19 protein-coding genes are annotated in these 18,836 nt (G+C 56.1%); 8 read left to right on the plus strand and 11 right to left on the minus strand.

From position 1 onward, the window contains the following. The first annotated feature begins 42 nt into the window (after positions 1-42). From Q7U76_05410 to Q7U76_05430, 5 genes are all read left to right on the plus strand, one after another. A complete protein-coding gene (locus Q7U76_05410) occupies positions 43-930 on the plus strand; it encodes a pseudouridine synthase (GenBank protein ID MDO8355811.1) in 888 nt (295 codons plus the stop codon). Beyond that, on the plus strand, positions 927-2,690 hold the full coding sequence (aspS, locus tag Q7U76_05415) for an aspartate--tRNA ligase (GenBank protein MDO8355812.1): 1,764 nt from the start codon (positions 927-929) through the stop codon (positions 2,688-2,690). Before Q7U76_05410 ends, aspS begins: the two co-directional genes overlap by 4 nt. An 18-nt stretch (positions 2,691-2,708) precedes the next feature. Further along, on the plus strand, positions 2,709-3,872 hold the full coding sequence (gene aroC, locus Q7U76_05420; GenBank protein MDO8355813.1) for a chorismate synthase: 1,164 nt from the start codon (positions 2,709-2,711) through the stop codon (positions 3,870-3,872). An 88-nt stretch (positions 3,873-3,960) separates the two neighbouring features. Next, positions 3,961-4,422 carry a ribonuclease HI gene (gene rnhA / locus Q7U76_05425; protein MDO8355814.1) on the plus strand — a complete coding sequence of 154 codons (462 nt, stop codon included), beginning with the start codon at positions 3,961-3,963 and terminating at the stop codon, positions 4,420-4,422. 57 nt (positions 4,423-4,479) lie between these two features. After that, a complete protein-coding gene (locus Q7U76_05430; GenBank protein ID MDO8355815.1) occupies positions 4,480-5,286 on the plus strand; it encodes an ATP-binding cassette domain-containing protein in 807 nt (268 codons plus the stop codon). A 6-nt stretch (positions 5,287-5,292) separates the two neighbouring features. Here Q7U76_05430 and Q7U76_05435 read toward each other — a convergent pair whose 3' ends face one another. Next, positions 5,293-6,309 (minus strand): trypsin-like peptidase domain-containing protein, encoded by a 1,017-nt coding sequence (locus Q7U76_05435; protein ID MDO8355816.1) that lies wholly within the window; start codon positions 6,307-6,309, stop codon positions 5,293-5,295. A 153-nt stretch (positions 6,310-6,462) separates the two neighbouring features. Here Q7U76_05435 and Q7U76_05440 point away from each other — a divergent pair, with 153 nt between their 5' ends. Further along, entirely contained in the window at positions 6,463-6,759 is a 297-nt protein-coding gene (locus tag Q7U76_05440; GenBank protein ID MDO8355817.1) for a hypothetical protein, read from the plus strand. Between the two features lie 36 nt (positions 6,760-6,795). Here the strand turns inward: Q7U76_05440 and Q7U76_05445 are convergent, their stop codons facing one another. From Q7U76_05445 to Q7U76_05465, 5 genes are all read right to left on the minus strand, one after another. Beyond that, positions 6,796-7,245, minus strand: coding sequence for an FUN14 domain-containing protein (locus Q7U76_05445; protein MDO8355818.1), 450 nt, complete (start codon positions 7,243-7,245; stop codon positions 6,796-6,798). A gap of 12 nt (positions 7,246-7,257) precedes the next feature. Continuing rightward, entirely contained in the window at positions 7,258-8,121 is an 864-nt protein-coding gene (locus tag Q7U76_05450) for a neutral zinc metallopeptidase (protein ID MDO8355819.1), read from the minus strand. A 41-nt stretch (positions 8,122-8,162) separates the two neighbouring features. After that, positions 8,163-8,819, minus strand: a complete 657-nt coding sequence (locus tag Q7U76_05455; GenBank protein MDO8355820.1) for a DUF2959 domain-containing protein — start codon at positions 8,817-8,819, stop codon at positions 8,163-8,165. A 189-nt stretch (positions 8,820-9,008) separates the two neighbouring features. Beyond that, positions 9,009-10,172 (minus strand): OmpA family protein, encoded by a 1,164-nt coding sequence (locus Q7U76_05460; GenBank protein MDO8355821.1) that lies wholly within the window; start codon positions 10,170-10,172, stop codon positions 9,009-9,011. Between the two features lie 315 nt (positions 10,173-10,487). Beyond that, positions 10,488-10,676, minus strand: a complete 189-nt coding sequence (locus tag Q7U76_05465) for a hypothetical protein (protein ID MDO8355822.1) — start codon at positions 10,674-10,676, stop codon at positions 10,488-10,490. Between the two features lie 301 nt (positions 10,677-10,977). Between Q7U76_05465 and Q7U76_05470 the strand changes: the two genes are divergently transcribed. After that, positions 10,978-11,574, plus strand: a complete 597-nt coding sequence (locus tag Q7U76_05470; protein ID MDO8355823.1) for a pseudouridine synthase — start codon at positions 10,978-10,980, stop codon at positions 11,572-11,574. Between the two features lie 297 nt (positions 11,575-11,871). On the opposite strand, the gene Q7U76_05475 is transcribed toward Q7U76_05470, so the two are convergent. Further along, positions 11,872-12,378, minus strand: coding sequence for a hypothetical protein (locus Q7U76_05475; GenBank protein MDO8355824.1), 507 nt, complete (start codon positions 12,376-12,378; stop codon positions 11,872-11,874). Positions 12,379-12,398: 20 nt separating this feature from the next. Continuing rightward, positions 12,399-13,493: a helix-turn-helix domain-containing protein gene (locus Q7U76_05480; protein ID MDO8355825.1), complete on the minus strand. Its 1,095-nt coding sequence runs from the start codon at positions 13,491-13,493 to the stop codon at positions 12,399-12,401. A 175-nt stretch (positions 13,494-13,668) separates the two neighbouring features. On the opposite strand from Q7U76_05480, the gene Q7U76_05485 reads away from it, so the two are divergent. After that, entirely contained in the window at positions 13,669-14,508 is an 840-nt protein-coding gene (locus Q7U76_05485; GenBank protein MDO8355826.1) for an IS1 family transposase, read from the plus strand. Positions 14,509-14,724: 216 nt separating this feature from the next. Here Q7U76_05485 and Q7U76_05490 read toward each other — a convergent pair whose 3' ends face one another. The 3 genes from Q7U76_05490 to Q7U76_05500 form a co-directional block, all read right to left on the minus strand. After that, positions 14,725-15,360 (minus strand): gluconate 2-dehydrogenase subunit 3 family protein, encoded by a 636-nt coding sequence (locus tag Q7U76_05490; GenBank protein ID MDO8355827.1) that lies wholly within the window; start codon positions 15,358-15,360, stop codon positions 14,725-14,727. 10 nt (positions 15,361-15,370) lie between these two features. Beyond that, positions 15,371-17,053 carry a GMC family oxidoreductase gene (locus Q7U76_05495; protein ID MDO8355828.1) on the minus strand — a complete coding sequence of 561 codons (1,683 nt, stop codon included), beginning with the start codon at positions 17,051-17,053 and terminating at the stop codon, positions 15,371-15,373. A 381-nt stretch (positions 17,054-17,434) separates the two neighbouring features. Then, entirely contained in the window at positions 17,435-18,451 is a 1,017-nt protein-coding gene (locus Q7U76_05500; protein ID MDO8355829.1) for a molybdopterin-dependent oxidoreductase, read from the minus strand. Positions 18,452-18,836: the final 385 nt, after the last annotated feature.

An 18,836-nucleotide genomic window follows, 5' to 3' on the forward strand; every position in this document is an offset into this window, starting at 1 on the left:
TGGCACGAGGCGAGAGGCTAGGGGATTAGGGGATAGATTGAAATGACAGACAAGACTGGAAAAAATACTCCGCGCCCCTTGCCTAATGCCGCTGACCCTTTGCCTGAAGGCGGGGTACGCCTGCAGAAAATCATTGCCGGATCAGGGCTCGCTTCGCGGCGGAAGGCCGAGGAGTGGATTGCCGCCGGGCGCGTGACCGTCAACGGTAAAGTCGTGACGGAGCTCGGCACCAAGGTCGATCCGGAGCGCGCCCACATCAAGGTGGACGGCAAGCACCTGAGTTCCGCTCAGCCGTATGTCTATCTGCTGCTGAATAAGCCGAAGAACGTGATGTCGACGTTGAACGATCCGGGAGGTCGGCCGACGGTGAAGGACTATCTCCGGGGAATTTCGGTGCGGGTATTTCCCGTCGGGCGATTGGACTTCGATAGCGAAGGGTTGATGCTCTTGACCAATCACGGCGATTTGGCGCAGACGCTGCTCCACCCCCGTTACCATGTGCCGAAGACCTATCTGATTAAAGTGAAGCAGGTGGTGACGGATGACCATATCCGGCAGTTAGAGCAGGGTGTGCAGTTGGAAGACGGCATGACCGGTCCAGCTGTGGTGAAGAAGGTGAAGAAAGCCAAGCTGAATTCCTGGCTGGAGATTACGATCCGCGAAGGGCGCCAGCATCAAGTGAAGCGAATGATGGAAGCGGTCGGCCATCCGGTCTTGAAGCTCACGAGAATTAAGATGGGACCGTTGTCGTTGGGCGATTTGGGGGCCGGAGAGTTTCGGTACCTGACCGACCGTGAAGCGAACGCCCTGCGCGAACTCGCCGAGCATAAACTCGCCACGGAAGAGGCTGCAGAAAAGCAGGTTCCCAGGCCGAAGAAGCGGATCAGCCGGGTTGGATGGGCTCGTTCGAAGAAAGCGAAGGTGGTATGAAGGTCAGGACTCATCGGTGCGGCGAACTTACCAAAGCCGCGGTCGGGCAAACCGTCGTTTTAAACGGGTGGGTGCAGCGGCGGCGCGACCATGGCGTCGTGCTGTTCATCGACCTGCGTGATCGAACCGGGCTGACGCAGGTGGTGTTCAATGCCGAGCGGAATGCCGGCATGCACCAAGCTTCCCATGCGTTACGGAGCGAATGCGTCGTGTCGGTGACCGGTCAAGTCATGGCCCGCCCCGACGAGTCGAAGAATCCCAACCTGCCGACGGGCGAGATCGAAGTCTTCGTGGATGCCATTGAGATTCTGAACGAGTCGAAGACGCCGCCGTTCATGATCGAAGACGATGCCGAAGTGACCGAGTCGATCCGGCTGAAGTACCGCTACCTGGATCTTCGTCGTCCGAAGATGCAGAAACTCTTAACCATCCGGCACAACATCATGCAGGCCGTCCGCGGCTTCCTGAACGCAGAACGCTTCCTTGAGGTCGAAACGCCGATTTTGACCAAGAGTACGCCGGAAGGCGCGCGGGACTATCTGGTACCCAGCCGGGTGAATCCCGGTCAGTTCTATGCGCTGCCTCAATCGCCGCAGCTCTTCAAACAAGTGCTCATGGTGAGTGGCGTCGATCGCTACTACCAGATTGCGCGTTGCTTCCGCGACGAGGATTTACGCAACGACCGGCAGCCGGAATTTACCCAGATCGATCTCGAGATGTCGTTCGTCGATCGGCTGGATGTCATGAGCTTGATGGAGCAGATGATCGTCACCGTGTTTCGTGACGCGGGCGGCGTACAGTTGCCGACTCCATTTCCGCGCATGACCTATGCCGAGGCGATGGGACGCTATGGCTCTGACAAGCCTGATTTACGTTTCGACATGCCGCTGCATGATGTGACGGCTTTTGCGGCAGCCAGCGATTTCAAGGTGTTTAAGGAGGCGGCGACCAAGGGCGGGATCGTGAAGGCCTTGATCGTCAAAGGCGGCGCGGCCACTCCTCGGAGCCGGATCGATGCGCTCGGTGAGATGGCCAAGACATTCGGCGCCAAGGGGCTGGCCTGGCTCAAGATCACCCCCGAAGGGCAACTGGAGTCTGTCATCGCCAAGTTTTTGGATGCCAAGGCCTTCGCAGCGGCTCTTCCTGAGGCCAAGCCGGGTGATTTAGTCCTCTTCGGTGCCGACAAGGCTGCCATTGTTCATGACGTGTTAGGTCGCATCAGGTTATCGCTCGGTGAAGAGTTGAAGCTGATCGATACCACAGCCTGGAAGCCCGTCTGGGTTACCGAGTTCCCCTTGCTGGACTATTCGCCGGAAGAGAAGCGGTATATCTTCATGCACAACCCGTTCGCCGCGCCGATGGATGAAGACCTGGCGCTGCTGGATTCGGAGCCGCTCAAAGTACGGGCGAAGGCCTACGACATGGTGCTCAACGGCAGCGAAATCGGCGGCGGGAGTATCCGGAACCATCGGAGCGATATCCAGCTACGCATTCTCGATTTGCTCGGCATCAACAAGGAGCAGTCGCAGGCGAAGTTCGGATTCTTACTCGATGCGCTCGAATTTGGCGCGCCTCCACACGGCGGGATTGCCTTCGGGCTCGATCGGTTGATCATGTTGTTGGGACATGCCGACTCGATCCGCGACGTGATCGCGTTCCCCAAAACGCAACGGGCCCAATGTCCGCTGACCGATGCCCCCTCGGCCGTCGGCACCGATCAGTTGAAGGAATTGCGCATCAAGCTCGATCTCGTCGAATAGGGAGGAGTCATTCGTCCCATGGCAGGCAATTCGTTCGGTCACATCTTCACCGTCACCTCATTCGGCGAGAGCCATGGTCCCGCGATTGGTTGTGTCGTGGATGGCTGCCCGCCTGGTATGGCTCTCTCGGTTGATGACATTCAATTGGATCTCGACCGGCGCAAGCCCGGCACCTCACGCCATGTCACACAGCGGCAGGAATCCGACACCGTCGAGATCCTCTCCGGTGTCTTTGAAGGCAAGACCACCGGCACGCCGATCGCGCTCCTCATCCGGAACGAAGACTCCCGCAGTAAGGACTACGGCAACTTGGTCGATACCTTTCGCCCCGGCCACGCAGACTATACCTATTGGCAGAAGTACGGAATCCGCGATCATCGCGGCGGGGGGAGATCCTCTGCTCGTGAAACGGCTGTGCGAGTGGCAGCGGCAGCCATTGCGAAGAAATGGCTCAACGAAACGTATGGCATCGTGATCCGCGGCTATCTCAGCCAACTTGGGCCACATGAAGTCCCGTTCAAGACCTGGGATGCTGTAAGTGCCAATCCGTTTTTTGTGGCTGATCCCACCGGAGTAGCCAAGCTTGAATCGTTTATGGATGAGCTGCGGAAGGCCGGCGATTCAGTCGGCGCCAGGATCACGACGGTTGCCGAGCATGTGCCTGTCGGCTGGGGTGCACCGGTTTATGCCAAGTTGGACTCAGATTTGGCCGCGGCCATGATGAGCATCAATGCCGTGAAGGCCGTGGAAATCGGCGTGGGGTTTGGCTCCGTCACGCAACGGGGGTCGGAGCATAGCGACGAACTGACCCCGGAAGGGTTTGTGACGAATCATGCAGGCGGTATCCTCGGCGGTATTTCCACGGGGCAGGATGTCGTGGTCACGATCGGGATCAAGCCGACGTCGAGTATTCGTGTGCCCCGCCGTTCCATCGACAAGCAGGGGAACGCCGTGACGGTCGAGACCAATGGCCGCCATGATCCCTGTGTCGGTATCAGAGCCACACCGATTGCCGAAGCCATGATGGCGCTGGTGCTCATGGACCATGCCCTCCTGCATCGCGCGCAGAACGCCGATGTGAAGACGTCGACACCAAAGATTGCCGGTTCTTCGAAGAAGAGCGTTTCTTCCACGAATAAGACATCCACTGCGAAGATCAATCCGGATCCTGCCGAAGCGTAATCTTGGTGCGCATACACATTCCCTGTCCCTAGGGTAACATGGCCGACATCCGAGGTATTGTTACGCCTCATGAGGAGAGTAGACGATGATGGAAATCTATACAGATGGTGCCTGTAGCGGGAACCCTGGGCCAGGAGGCTGGGGCGCCCTGCTGCGTATCGGCGATGCCGAAACGCAGCTCTGCGGCGGGGAGCCGGCGACGACGAACAACCGCATGGAGCTGCTTGCGGTGATCGAGGCGTTGCAGTCGCTCACTGAGCCGGTGGAAGCGCATGTCTACACCGATTCGCAGTATGTGCAAAAAGGCATCAGCGAATGGATCCATAACTGGAAGCGACGAGGCTGGAAAACTGCGAGCAAAGAGCCGGTTAAGAATGAGGATTTGTGGCGTCGCCTCGATATCCTGACTGTTGGCCATACCCTTGAATGGCGCTGGGTGCGGGGGCATAACGGTCATCCGGAGAACGAACGGGTGGACGCATTGGCCCGTGCCGGCCTCGAACAGTCACGCCGCGCCGGCAAAGCGGTCGGCGGCCCGGTCGAACGGTAGGTTAGTGTTACGCTGGTATGCGAGATAGGTTAGGCGTTGGCCTCCAAGCGTTTCTCCATGACGAACTCTCCTCCAATTCTCGACATTCAGCATGCGACGGTCTATCGGGGTGACACCTGTGTCTTCAGCGATTTTTCGTTGTCGCTTCAAGAGGGTGAACATGTCGCCATCCTCGGACCCAACGGGGCAGGCAAATCGACCCTCTTGAAATTACTGGCGGGAGAAGTCCATCCCTTTCCGCATGATGAAACCCATATCCGTTTATTCGGCGAAGAACAGTGGAATGTCTGGGACGTCCGCAAGCGCTTAGGGATGGTGTCCCATGACCTTCAACGTCAGTACATGGACCAAGTGACCGGCCTGAAAGTGATTCTGTCCGGTTTCTACGCCAGTATCGGCATCTATGGCCATCAAAACTTTAGCTATGGGCAGATCGTCAGGGCAGACAAGATGTTGGAGGAGATGGGTGCCAGTTCATTGAGGGAGCGACGGTTTGGGGAGATGTCCACGGGCGAGCAGCGACGCTGCCTGCTGGGCCGTGCGTTGGTGCATGACCCGACTGCGTTAGTGCTGGATGAACCCACCAGTGGGCTCGATCTGACGGCGACCTTTCACTATTTGGATCTCGTTCGTTCCCATATACAAAAGGGGAAAACGCTGCTGCTGGTGACCCACCATATTCATGAGATCCCGCCTGAAGTCGAGCGAGTGATCCTTTTGAAGCAAGGGAAGGTTCTCCAGGACGGTGAGAAACGTGCTGTCCTCACAGAAGCCAACCTCAGTATGTTGTTCGATTGCTCGGTATCGTTGGCTCAGGCCAATGGCTGGTATCAAGCGCTGCCAGGGCACAGCGCACCGCACTGAACTCTTTCATCCTCCTCCCAGGGTGACCGTAAAGGTCAAATCTGCATCGATGCGACGTACTTTGACGGCGACTTTCTGTCCCGGTGTCGTTCGTTCAATGAGATAGTTTTTCAGATGGGCGGCGTCGTTGATCTCAGTGCCTTCTATAGCAATGATGATGTCGTGCTTCTGAATGCCGGCTTCTTTGGCTGGTTCGGACACGTCCTTCACCGCCATGCGCCACTTGGTGCCGTCCTTCACTGGCATCATGTGAATGCCCATCTTCGAGAAGGCCAGGGGTTTTCCCTCCAGGGCGGCGTTTACGATTCGGTTGGCGAGAATCGCCGGGATGGCAAATGCCATGCGGCTGCAACGCGCGGTGGAATCGTCTCGTTCAGTTTGGATGATGGCGTGCATGATCCCGACCACCTCTCCCTTGTCATTGAAGAGCCCGCCGCCGGAGTTGCCGCTGCAGGCGGCTACGTCGGCCTGGATCAACCTGGTGTCCACCGTTTGGAGGAAGGTATTCGTATTGCCTAAGTGTCCGAAGGACATGGTCGGGCCCCAGCCCATCGGATAGCCGACGGTGAAGACTTCCAGGCCTGGCTGTACGTCACCGGAGGCGAATGAGGCACTGGCGCGAAGCTTGGCGCGGTGGGCTTCTGCGATGCGATAGATGACGACGTCCATGAAGGCGCTGTCTCCAACCAGGTCGGCCGGGAGTTCGTGGAGATCGGTGGTCAGGACATGGATCTGTTTCTGAATGACGGGTCCAGTGGTGACATCCTGTTTCTCTGCCGCGTGCCGGGCGGTGACGATGTAGCCGTCGCGCAGGTGAAATCCAGTTCCGCGGACGAGAATCTTTCCCGGTGTAGTGGGGGTGCGTTGATCCTGCGTGTCTTCGAGAATGCCGACGGTCGCGAGCTTGGCGCGATCAAGTGCGGCGGGTGCAATCTCGGCCTGCGCAGGAGACGTGAGGCCGACCATTGGGAGTGCGAGAAGGCACAGAGTCCAGTTGCGTAAAAAAGAATGAACGACAAACATGCAGCACATGGGAGATCCTTTCATAAGAAAATCCAGTAGACGGCACTAGTATAATCCAGAGTGCCTGGTGGGAGAAATGGGGGGGCGGTAAGACTGGTAAGCCAGGACAAGACGCGGTATGCATGGTATGGTATTCACATAAAGGAGTGTCCTATGGCTACGATGATGAATGGAACGCAGATGGTGTCTCTGTTGTTGCTGCTGGTGTTGGTTGTCTGTGCGGCCGGTCCTGTTTTGGCCGAAGAATCGCAGGGAATGATGGAGCGGGTTGAAACGACGGCGAAGCGCGTCGGTCAGAAGATTGAGGACAAGACAAAAGCCGTCGTGAAGAAAGTCGAGGACAAACACATCGGCGACAAGATCGAACAGAAACTGAAGAAGGCGGCCAACAAGACCGCTGAAGGGTTTGAAAAAGCGGGCAAGAAGATCGAGCAGAAACTCAGCAACTAGCGCCCCGCTCCTCCTGATACGAGACTGTTCAGCATATTACTTCTTGCGAAAACCGAAAAATGTCCCGGCTCCTGCCGCGCCGGCGGAGGGAAGATAGCCGGAGAGAAACTGTTTGAGCCCTTCAGCGCCACGCTGGAGCGCAGCCATGCTGTGCATAATCTGTGTTTCAATCGCGCTCCAGTCCAGATCTACCCACCCCGTCCCTTTGAGGACGGCGATACCGGCGAAAATCCCACCGACGACCAGGGCTGCCATCTTCAAAAATCGACGGAATGCCCACCCGATGAAAAACCCGCCGATGTAGCTGCCTCCCAACTGGGCGGCGGCGGGCGAATCGGCATAGTCGGCTACCCACGCGGCAAGCCCAGCGGCCATCGTGGCACCTGCAGCCAACACGGAATTGGCGCGCCAGGGCGCATCGGCCAGAAGGGCTGCAGCGATCCCCTGAGAGGACGGTTCTGGCTGTTGATCCTGATCGATGTCCATAAAATAGCGGGGCTATAGCCGACTGCCGGCGAAGGCGTCGCAGGCTTTCGGGTCACCAGTCTCCAAGCCCTTTCGGAGCCAGGTCATCCGTTGTTCTGAGGAGCCATGTGTCCAGCTTTCCGGTTGCACCTGGCCCCGCGCCATCTTTTGGAGCCGGTCGTCTCCAATGGCGGAAGCGGCGCGTAGTCCTTCTTCGAAGTCGCCTGGTTCGATCAGATTACGATCGCGTTTGGCATGATGTCCCCACACGCCGGCGAAGCAATCGGCTTGCAGCTCCATGCGGACGGAGAGCGCGTTGCCTTCTGCTTCGGAGCCCTGCCGCTGAAGCCGATGTACTTTTTCTGCGATGCCCAGCAAATTTTGAACATGGTGTCCGACTTCGTGTGCAATGACGTAGGCCTGCGCAAAATCGCCCGGTGCGCCGAGGCGCTGAGACATCTCGTCGAAAAACGATAGATCGAGGTAGAGCTTGTGGTCGCCGGGGCAATAGAAGGGGCCGACCGCTGACGAGGTGGTGCCGCAGGCCGACTGGACCGCGCCGGAAAAGAGCACCATGCGAGGGTTTTCGTACCGCTGTCCAAGCAGCCCTGTCCAGGTCGTTTCTGTATCGGCGAGGACGACAGAGGCGAACTTGCCGAGCTGATCGCTCGGGGCTCCGATGCGGCCAGGTTCAGAGGGTGCCGATGACTCCGTCATGTTCTGCACGCCGTCGAGCATGTTGAGAAGGGTTAAGGGATTAGTCCCGGTAAAATAGCTGACGGCAAGGACTAGGACGATGCCGCCGATGCCGAGCCCGCCCACGCCTCTAATCCTCGCAGGACTCATCCCGCGGCGGTCTTCGACATTGCTGCTTTCCCGTTGTCCTTCCCAGCGCATGAGGATCTCCTGATTCGTACGATCAGTATCGAGCGGGCTGTTTAGGCCGGTTCTTTTTCCATCGATTGGATGAACTTGTCGGCTTCGGCGATGGAGCGGTTCATATCCTTGACGAGCTGATCGACTTGGGCGTCGACTTTCACCAACTCGCCTTTGATCGCAGCCAATGCACGGGCATTGAGGTTGTGTTTCAGATAGAGCACTTGGTCGCGGAGCGGCTTCAAGACAGGATCGATGCGCTGTTCGGCCCGCTTCATGGCGCTGAGCATCTCGTTGTAGCGGGCTTTGGTCTGTGCGAGCTTCTCCTCGCTCTTCCGCCGCAGGTCCGCGCTGGAATATTGGCCGAGTTCGGCCTTCCATTCCGAAAAGAGCGAGTCTGCGACGCTTTCGACGTCTTTGATGCGTTTTCGTACGGCCTCGGCGCTGTCTTCACTGCTTTGCAGCTCACTGTTGAGTTGCTTATAGGTGGCTTCCAGCTCTCCGCCTTGATAGGCCACGACCTTCCCGAATTTCTCCAGGGCACTTTGAATATCTTTCTTCGCCTCTTCCTGCGCGTCACGGGCCGATTTGACTCGACTGCTCAGGATATCGCGCTTGGCATAGCCCATCTTATCCATCGCGGCGATATAGGCCGTGTCGCAGCCTGATAGGCCAAGAGGGATCACGAGGAGCATGATGATCAGCGCGCGTCTCAACATAGGTACCTCAGTGAGAGAAATGGGGCCAATTCCTACGCAATGATTCTGAAGACCGATCGCGTGATGCATCATAACTGAAGCAGGGAACCGGGGGAAGGCCTCAATCGAAGTGTAGGATTCGTGCTTGATTGCACTGAGGAGTCTGGGCGGAGGTGCCCACGCTGGTGAGCACCTCCTGAAAGCCGCTGGTTACCGAGAGGCAGGCATACTGGGCTCAACTTGACTGGCGATTTGCTTGAGGTCTTTCGGGTAAAGCACGATTTCAATGCGGCGGTTGGATGAACGGCCTTCTTCTGAATCGTTTGCCGCGATCGGGTGCGTATCTGCGTAGCCGACGGCGGAGAGGTACTGGCGGTCCACGGTGCCCTGATCGATCAGGTAGCGCACCACGGTCGTGGCCCGCGCTGTGGAAAGCTCCCAGTTTGTCTTGAAGCGATCTTGCAGCTTCGAGCTGATCGGCACATTGTCGGTGTGGCCTTCGATTCGAATCTGTTTGTCTGTGACCGTTTTCAACACGTCGGCGACTTGCTTCAGCACTTTGATGCCGGCTGGCTTCACCTGTGCCTGGCCGGAGTCGAATAGCACACGATCGACCATATTGATGGTGAGACGGTCGCGGACTTGCTGGATCGTAATATTCCCTTTCGCAATTTCATCTTGAAGCGATTTCGAGAGGTCTTCTTGGGTGCGAGTCAGTCGTGCGATCTCTTCCTCTTTCGCCAGCCGTTCTTGTTCCAGCCGAGCCTTGTCCGCTTCTCCGGCTTTCAGACGTTGACGTTCCTGCTCCAGACTGGCGGTCAACTGGGCTTGCTGTTGCTGGAGCTGCTCGCGTTCCTTCGCGATGCGGGTGGCGTTGGCCTCAAGCTCAGATGCCTGCTTCTGGAGCTTCGCGATTTCCTCTTGCGCGGAGGCACTTCCGCTCGCGAGTTTCTGTTCGAGATCGGTGATGTGGCCGCGCACCGTGCCGAGTTCGCCGTTCAATTGTCCCTTCTCCAGCTCCAGACTGTCGAGGCGAGATTGCAACTCGTTTGAGCGTGCCGCAAGCGCTTCGCGTTCTTTGGTTAACGAGGCTGCTTGCCGTTCGGCGGCTTTTCGTTGCGTGGATTCCTGGTCCAGATTCTGTTGTAACCCCGCCAATTGTTGTTGAAGCTGCTCGGCCTGCGATTGAGACTTCTTCTTGAGCGCATCCAGATCCGCGGCTTGCTGGGCGGACGTTTTCTTCGCGGCCTCAAGTTCCGTGAGTGCTTTTGTATGGGTTTCTGTGCTTACACAGCCTCCCACGGCCATCGCGCAGAGCATGGCCCAAGCAGGGGCCTGAAGTCTCTTGGCTCGATTGGTCAACAGTCGTCGCATAGTCTCCTCCTGTGAATGATGGCGGACTGAGTCTTGAGGAGAGAAGCAAGCGCAATGCCTAACCATGCATAGGCGCGCGTGAAGAGAACCGGTCATTTCTCATGGAGTTAAAGAGTGGACGGTCGCTTGGGGGCAAGTGCCGCCAGGGGAATGGAGCATGGCGCTGCAATCGCTGTAGGGTTTGCCCTGCAATGGTTGGGCTGGCGATCGAGCGAGCCGATTGATTGATTGAAGCGGGGGAGGGAGTTCGGTTGTGTGGGTGTGCACGCACGGCTGCAGGCGGGGCGCAGCAGTGGCTGCGCCCCAAAGCAGAACTTACTTTCCGCTCATGTCCTTCTTCTCGTCCTTCTTCTTCTCATCGTCTGCCTTGCCGCCGGTCGTATCCTTCTTTTCCTTCAGGTCCTTCTGCTCAGCAGGGGCTGGTTCAGCGGCGAAGGTCATGGGGACGCCGAGTCCAACGGTCAGGAATGCGGCTAAGGCGAGCATCTGTGCGAAACGAGTCATGATAAAACCTCCTAGGTGAGTATGAAAGTGAAGGATGCGCTGCAGGGAGTACAGAGCAAGTGTGGTGCCGGGAGGGGAGGCGTGCCATATCGGCCAGAATTATTCAGAGATTCGGAGCTTCAAGGGATGGAAGGGATGTCGGAGGAAACTACGTAGCCCATGAAAATGGAGTATGTCCTGTAGGGAAACGCCTGCAATCATACAGTTAGGGGAGTTGCATGAGGGGGAGATGCAGCGTCGCCTGTACGTTGTGCTGTTGAGGATGGTTGGCTATAGTAATCGCATTTCTTCGTCGCGCCTCATGCACATGCCGACCATTCGCACAATTGCCTTCAATAAGCCCTACGGGGTACTGCCCTGCTTTACCGATCCCGATGGACGGCCGACATTGGCTGACTACATCGATCTGCCGGGCGTCTATGCCGCGGGACGTCTCGATCTGGATAGTGAAGGGTTGTTGCTTCTGACGTCGGATGGGACGTTGGCGCACCACATCACAGATCCGCAGCACAAGTTGCCGAAACTGTATCTTGCACAGGTCGAGCGCATTCCGACCGAGGAGGAGCTGGAGCAATTGCGAAAGGGAGTGCTGCTAAGCGGCAAAAGGACCAGGCCTGCTGAAGTCCGTCTCTTGGCTGATGCCCCCCAATTGCCCGATCGCCCTGTGCCAATCCGTTTCCGTAAAAATGTGCCGACTGCCTGGGTGGAGATCACGTTACGCGAGGGGCTGAATCGGCAGGTCCGGCGCATGACCGCCGCCGTGGGGCACCCGACATTACGACTGGTGCGAATCGCAATCGGCCCCGTCAAGTTGGCGGATCTTGCTCCTTGCCAGTGGCGGGAATTGACAGCTGACGAAATGGCGAAGATCAGAAAATTCGGTAGTGCATCAGTTTGAATCTGGCCGGTAATTGAAAAGCCGCCGTGACTGTGGCATGCTTAGCGGTATGCAAAAACCAAAAAGGCCCCGCGATCCCAACCAACTCGGTAAGCTCATTGTTGACCTCAGCGTTGGCGAAGCCGACGACTCCACCAACATGCCAGATGAGAGCGGGAAAGACCCTGCCGCTGTTGCCTTGGGCAAAAAGGGCGGAGCAGCACGGGCAGCCTCACTCAGTAAGGCGCGTAGATCCGAGATTGCGACTAAGGCCGCAGCTACTAGGTGGAAACAGAAACGAAAATCAAAATAGAAAAATTAATTTAGGCCGTCATCCTGACTCTCATCATTATAACTATCGTCATATTCGCCTGACATCCTGGCCTCTTCTGCTTGCTGATTAAAATTGTAATCAAACATAGGAAGCGATGCGCCATATGCATTATTGAGATCATAAGATTGCTTCTCAATGGAATGTCGCTTTACGTCATTGGCAATTCCCTGCCAGCTTTGATCAAAGGCTTCTTTCACCACAGCCGGTTTCCCGATACGAACATCTACCCATAGCGACGTTTGCTGACCTTTGTAGTTCTTTACAGCGTGTTTCGTCCGCACCTTGTTGCCCTGAGGGTCAAGATAGGTATCTTGCTGTAGCGCCCGCCTCATATCCTGCATGCACTGTTTCTTGGCACTAATAGGCTCCCTCTGGTATCGGCCAGTCTGTACGGCCCATTCAGCGGCCTGATCCACATCAATCGTATCTGTGCCGTTCACATTGGCCCATTCTTCCATGATGTCGTTCAGCTTTACAGTGAGAGTTGCCATTGAATGTCCTCCCCTTAATTTCAGACCTGCGGTACTGGATGTCCCCAACCATCTGTAAATGCAACTGCCGTTGTTAATTCACGAACTTTGGTCATCAATGGACGATGCATGCTGTAGCCAATTTCTTTTCGATGTTGCAGTTGGCCAACAATAATGCCCGGATGAATCTCTAGCTGTGTCGCTAGATAATTAATCCGTGCTTCAGAATACCGTGGCGAATGCGTCCTGATGAATGTTTCAAGTTTTTCCTCGGGGACAAGAATGTCAGCGGCTTTCCTACTGGCACGGATTTCAGCATCATCGACCGGAGAAGATTGCAAGTCGTCAAAAGAAAAGGCGTCCTTTTCTTTAATGTGAAAGAACTCGTGCATTAGCGTAAACCAAAAAGAGCCAATGTTATCGAAGCGAATAGACATTGCGATCACGGGCGATCTGTCATCTAACCAGAACGCAGCACCATCAATTTGGACGCGAGGTAAAGGTTCGACAACAACGAATCGAATGCCATATTTTGATAGAAGTGCCGGTACGCGATGTACGGCTTGTGATTTTGCGGCCAAGCGCCTCAGGCCAATTGCCAGATTGGCCAAATTGCTATCATCGAATTGTTCGGCTGGACATACCTTCGCGAGTTGTTTGGCCCTCGCAATCCATGCTTTTTCAGCATTGTTCAGGGAGGATTCTTTTATGGTGCGTCTATATGATGCTGTTACAGAAAGATCTTCCGCTAGACTATCAACTCCAAAAAAACGCTTAAATTCATCTTCCATTTCATCGAGTTTGGTTGTTTCGGTAATCCACTTACGCTTTCGCATTTCCTTAATGGGAAAGCTAAATATTCTGGAGCGTCGGATTACAGCTTCATCAACATAGGAAGTCTGTGAAAGACTATAGGCATTATCGAGTCCTAACCAATGGTCTGCCGTATTGCCCAACACAACCGCAAGTTCTTGCGCGAGTTCAGGAGACATTCTTTTCCTGCCAATCAGCAGGAAACTAATCTCACTAGGTGAGCGACCAAGCACAAAAGCCAAATCTGCCTGCGTCCATCCACGCTCCTTGAGCGCATCCTTGATGTATTTACTCGGGGGGAATATTCTATTGCTTTCAATCACTTACAGTCTCTCTGAAATTTTTGGCCCATTAGATGATCCGACTTTACTCTCCACGGCTAACCGTGTCAATATCAAAAATACGAAAATCGTAAATTTCTACGAATTTTATCCATAAAGTGCCATTAACTGAATCTTTATGCTTGACGTTAAGCATAGGGGAGCATACACTATGGGCATGAACAAATTAACCCATGACAAGCGCGTTCAGATCCTCAATCTGCTGGTTGAAGGCAATAGCATGAGGGCCACGGCGCGCATTGCTGACGTGGCATTCAATACTGTTGCAAAGTTATTTATCGAAACTGCCAAAGTCTGCGCCGAATATCAGGACAAGGCATTCCGCAACCTGACCTGCAAGCGTCTCCAGCTTGATGAGATCTGGTCGTTTGTATATGCCAAGGCCAAGAACGTACCCGATGGAAAACTAGGGCGGGCTGGGGACGTGTGGACATGGGTAGCCATTGATGCGGATACGAAGCTGGTCCCGTCTTGGCGCATTGGAAGCCGTGACGGTGCCACGGCCTGTGAGTTCGTGGCTGACCTTGCAGGCCGGTTAGCGAATCGAGTGCAGATCACTTCGGATGGCCATAGGCCCTATCTTGAAGCGGTCGAAAAAGCCTTTGGCAGTGAGGTTGATTTCGCGCAACTGATTAAGATTTACGGAGAAGCAGTGGAAGGCCAGAAGCGTTATAGCCCCTCTGAGTGTATCGGTGCGAAGAAGGCTAGGGTTATCGGAAGCCCAGATCTCTGCTGCGTCAGTACATCTTTCGTTGAACGCCAGAATTTGACCATGCGGATGAGCATCCGTCGATTCACTCGGTTAACCAACGCCTTTTCAAAGAAGATTGAGAACCATGCCCACTCCGTGGCCTTACACTACATGCATTATAACTTTGTTCGTCTACACAAGACTCTCAGGGTTTCGCCAGCCATGGCCGCTGGGGTGACGGATCGCCTGTGGACCATCGGGGACATTGTTCATTTGGTCGAACAGGCCGAGGCGAAATCAAACTGATGCACTACCGAAAATTCGGTTAATTGGCAAGATGGTTGATTCCGCGTTGAACTGATCATCTGGACTTCAGCGGACCCGTATCACTGTTACATATGCATGAGCATGGCTGTATTCGTGATTTGGACGTTTGCGCTTGAGCGGAGTGGCAACCGGAATAGAAGGAAGTGTTACAATGACTGCGGGAGTTCCAGCGGAACCAGGTAACGGCCACTGCTCTTACATCGACCAGGCTCGATCGCCTTTGCGATACGGTAGCGAACCGTTGTAGTCGCCTGGAATTGGGTTATGGCGAAGGGCCTTGGTGGCTCCTGGTTGAGAGGTGAAGTACCCCAGCATCGCAAGGTCCGTCATCATTGTGAAGTAATGTGGTGTTTGGACCGGCGATGGCATGGCGCCAAGCAGGGGCTTCGCTACGATCCGGAGCCCGCGCTCTCCCCGATTCCACAGTTCGCGCCACTTCCGCTCGCCGTCGATTTCCGACAACAGCGCGGTGCGCTCGGAGGTCGTGACCTCTTGGAAGCCCCGGCCGTATCGCCCAAGACAGGCCGACTCCAGGGCTCTCAGCCCTGCCACGAACGCCGATTGGTGTTGAGGTTCGTAGCACTCTGTGACAGCGATCGCCATGAAGGTTCCGACGTCGCCCGCCTTGGCTCCTGGGGTGTCCGTGGTTGGAATGATCGACTCGGCGATCTCGTTCAGCAGCGAGACGTCGGTGGCCGAAAAACCGTTCCACCCGGTAAGGTCAGCGAGTTGAGGGGTGCCGAATTGCCTCCATGCCAGCCCGGTTCCAACTAGTCCGAGCACCATCGCGGCACCGAAACCCTTGAGCCACGCACGCCGACTGATTACCATACGTGTTCCATCAGAGGTTCCCGCGTCGTAACTCTTCCGCTGCGTAGTGCGCAGCGCGAGCGGTGAGCGCCATGTATGTAAGGGACGGATTCTGGCATGCAGAGGACGTCATGCAGGCACCGTCGGTCACGAAGACGTTTGGCGCGTCCCACACCTGATTGAATCCGTTAAGCACGGAGGTCTTCGCGCTACGGCCCATGCGTGCAGCACCCATTTCGTGAATTCCTGAGCCGAACGCGTAGAACTCGTCGAACGACCTCAGATTTGTTACGCCGGCACCTTCCAGCATCTCGGCTGCATCGTTCTGCATATCCACCCGCATCTTTAGCTCGTTGTCGCGGATGCGGCAATCCATGGCAAGCACCGGCAGTCCCCATTTGTCACGGCGGTTTTTATCGAGGATCACACGGTTGTCGTGGTATGGCAACGTCTCGCCGAATCCGACCAACCCAATGGACCAGGGGCCGGGTTCGACTAGGGCATTCTTCAGAGCCGGACCGATGCCCAGTTCCGCGACGTTTCGCTGCCACCCGGCGCGGCCTGCACCACCTTGATAGCCGAAGCCGCGAAGGTACTCGCGTTTGTCAGTGCCAATATTGCGGAATCTGGGTACATAGATCGCGTTCGGTCGGCGCCCTGAGTGGTACTTATCGTCGAAGCCCGGCATCAAGCCGCTCGCACCGACGCGATTATGGTGATCGATAATATTGTGTCCCAGTTCTCCACTACTGCTGCCCAGCCCGTCCGGCAAGATGTCCGTGGCTGAGTTCATCAAGATCCAGGCGGAGTTGAGCGTTGAGGCACAGAGAAACACGACACGCGCGCGGTACTCGCGAGTGGTCTTATCGAGCGCATCCAGCACGCGGACTCCACGGGCGCGGTGGGTGTCACGGTCGTAGACGACTTCCGTTACGATTGCGTGGGTGCGCATTGTGAGGCGTCCCGTTGCGAGCGCGGCTGGCAGCGTCGACGACTGCGTACTGAAGTAGGCGCCGAACGGACAGCCCTGGGAACATTGGTTCCGGTATTGGCATTTCCCGCGCCCGTTGTGCGCGATGGTGAGATTGGCTGTGCGTGCGGGGATCATGCTCCGCTGTCCGCCGTACCGCGTGCGGATACGGTCGGCGATTCTTTCCTCAACGCAGTTCATTGGCACGGGTGGGAGGAATTCGCCATCGGGTAATTGTGAAAGGCTGTCACGGGATCCACTGATCCCAGCGAAACGCTCGACATAGTCATACCAAGGCGCCAGGTCTTCGTAGCGGATCGGCCAATCGACGGCCACTCCGTCCCGCGCATTGGCTTCGAAATCCATCGGGCTGAATCGGTAGCTCTGGCGGCCCCAGATGAGGGAGCGCCCGCCGACTTGGTAGCCTCTGAACCATGAAAATGGCTGCAGTTCGGTGTATGGAGACTCGAGGTCATTGACCCAGAAGTGCGCATTCAAAGCGGTGAAGGGTCCGGCGCGCCGCTGCACGGGGTGGGATTCCAGCAACTGCCGTGACATCAGTCCGCGGTGGCGCAGTTGCCACGGCTGGAGCATGGCGGTTGGATAGTCTTTAATGTGTTGGACGTCTCGACCGCGTTCTAACAGCAGAACGTTCGCTCCAAGTTCGGTCAGTTCCTTGGCCGCCCAGCCGCCACTGATGCCTGACCCTACAACAATTACATCGTAGAAAGACGTGTCCGGCATAGATTCTAGATGTAGGGCACAATGTTCTTGAGCGCGACCAATATTAAGGAGAGCCCAACGATCATGCCGATGTTGACTCGCCGTTTCACAGTGGTTTGATGTTACTAAAGTAGCAGTGAGACCGCAATCATAATAGAGGAAGGGGCTACCTTGTGTTGATTCTAGTGTCCCACAAAACCCAACGTGCGCAAATGCTTGTCGTAGTTGCTTGTCGCCTTCCAGGCGAACTGGGCTCGGGGTGCTTGACCTGCATCTTGCCCCGGTTCACACCTGCATTGCATTCGTTTAAGCATTTGGCTTCTGACCATTTCGGTCCAGAAAGGAAATCTGCAGCCGAGAACGTGGCGGGAGTTGTCGCGGAGCGCATGCTTTCGCCAGCCGCTAGACCTGCTCGACATCTGCGATAATGGTGTGCAGCCCGCTCGCTCCTGCTGGTTGTGGTCGGACAATTTCTGCAATCTGTAGCTGTCCTTTGGTATCTGTTGCACGGACCACAGTTTGGAACTTGCCCCTCTTGGGCGGCTGCCAGGTGTAGTTCCAGATGACCCAGGAGTAGGGCGACATGGGCGGTTCAATCGTACATTCGTTCCACGTGCGACCTGCATCGAAGCTCAATTCGACTTTGCTAATAGAGTTGGGGCCGCCGAAGGCGATACCGCGAAAGAGTTGTTCGTGGCCACGGATCGTTTGGTAATGACCGGGGCTGTCGATGCGTGAAAAGATTTTGATGGTACCGTCGTCCGTCCAGCCTTTGCGTTGCCAGTAGCCTTGATAGTCTCCCGGATAGACCTCGATCTCAGTGATCCATTTGACATTCTTGATGCCGTAGAGTCCCGGCACGATGAGCCGGATGGGAAAGCCATGTTCTTTCGGAAGCTTTTCCCCGTTCATCAGGAAGGCCAGCATGACGTCGTCTTGCATCGCGCGGGTGAACGGAATGCTGTCGTCATAGCCGTCGATGCCACGGAAGATTACGTCGCGGGCAGTCTCTTCATCGGCGCCTGCCTCCCGTAGGAGTTTCTTGAGTGAGATCCCGCGCCATGCCGCGGTGCCCATGCTGTCGCCGCCGGGAAGTGTGTCGATGCACATGAGGGTGGAGACTTGATCGTAGGAATCGCGGTTCAAGATATCCCGCCAGCCCAGTGCCAGCGGTGTTTTCACTTCCCCTTTGACGCGGACTTTCCATTGTTCGATGTCGACGTCTCGCGTCATGGAGACAGCGCTGTCGGCATAGTTCACGACGTAGAACTTTGCGTTGGGTGTGAAGTAGGTGGTGTCGCGAGAAGGAATGGCAAACATGCGGCCGAAGACGGACCCGACGGCGTCGCAGCCGCCGGTCAACGCAGCGATCGTTCCAAGTCCGGTGGCCTTCAGCAATGTTCGACGTGAGAACGGCATACACCCTCCGATCAGTATTCAGCTGTTCGATATTATGGTACGGGGATATATGCGACCGCAATGATCTCTTCGCGTTGCGGTCGGCGCGGCCTTGGCTGCCCAATGTTGATGGACGGACTTGGGTGGCAGGTATAGATGCACAGTAGACGGCGCTCAAGAAAATGGAGGGCAACTAAATTGGGGTGCAGGGGCTGGTTGGGTAGCGACTCGCACAAGAGCAACAGTTGACGGCGTTGTAGTCCGTTCGCCACATCGTGGACCAGCAGTATCAGTGGAGGGTGGCTGTGTTGATGTGTTGAGCGGCCAGCGAAGTATTCTTGACGCGGAATTGGGTGATGTATTCGCGGCAGACTCGATGAGTATCGGTCTTCTGGTCCGACAAGGT

It is taken from the genome of Nitrospirota bacterium (assembly GCA_030645475.1).
GTDB lineage: Bacteria > Nitrospirota > Nitrospiria > Nitrospirales > Nitrospiraceae > Palsa-1315.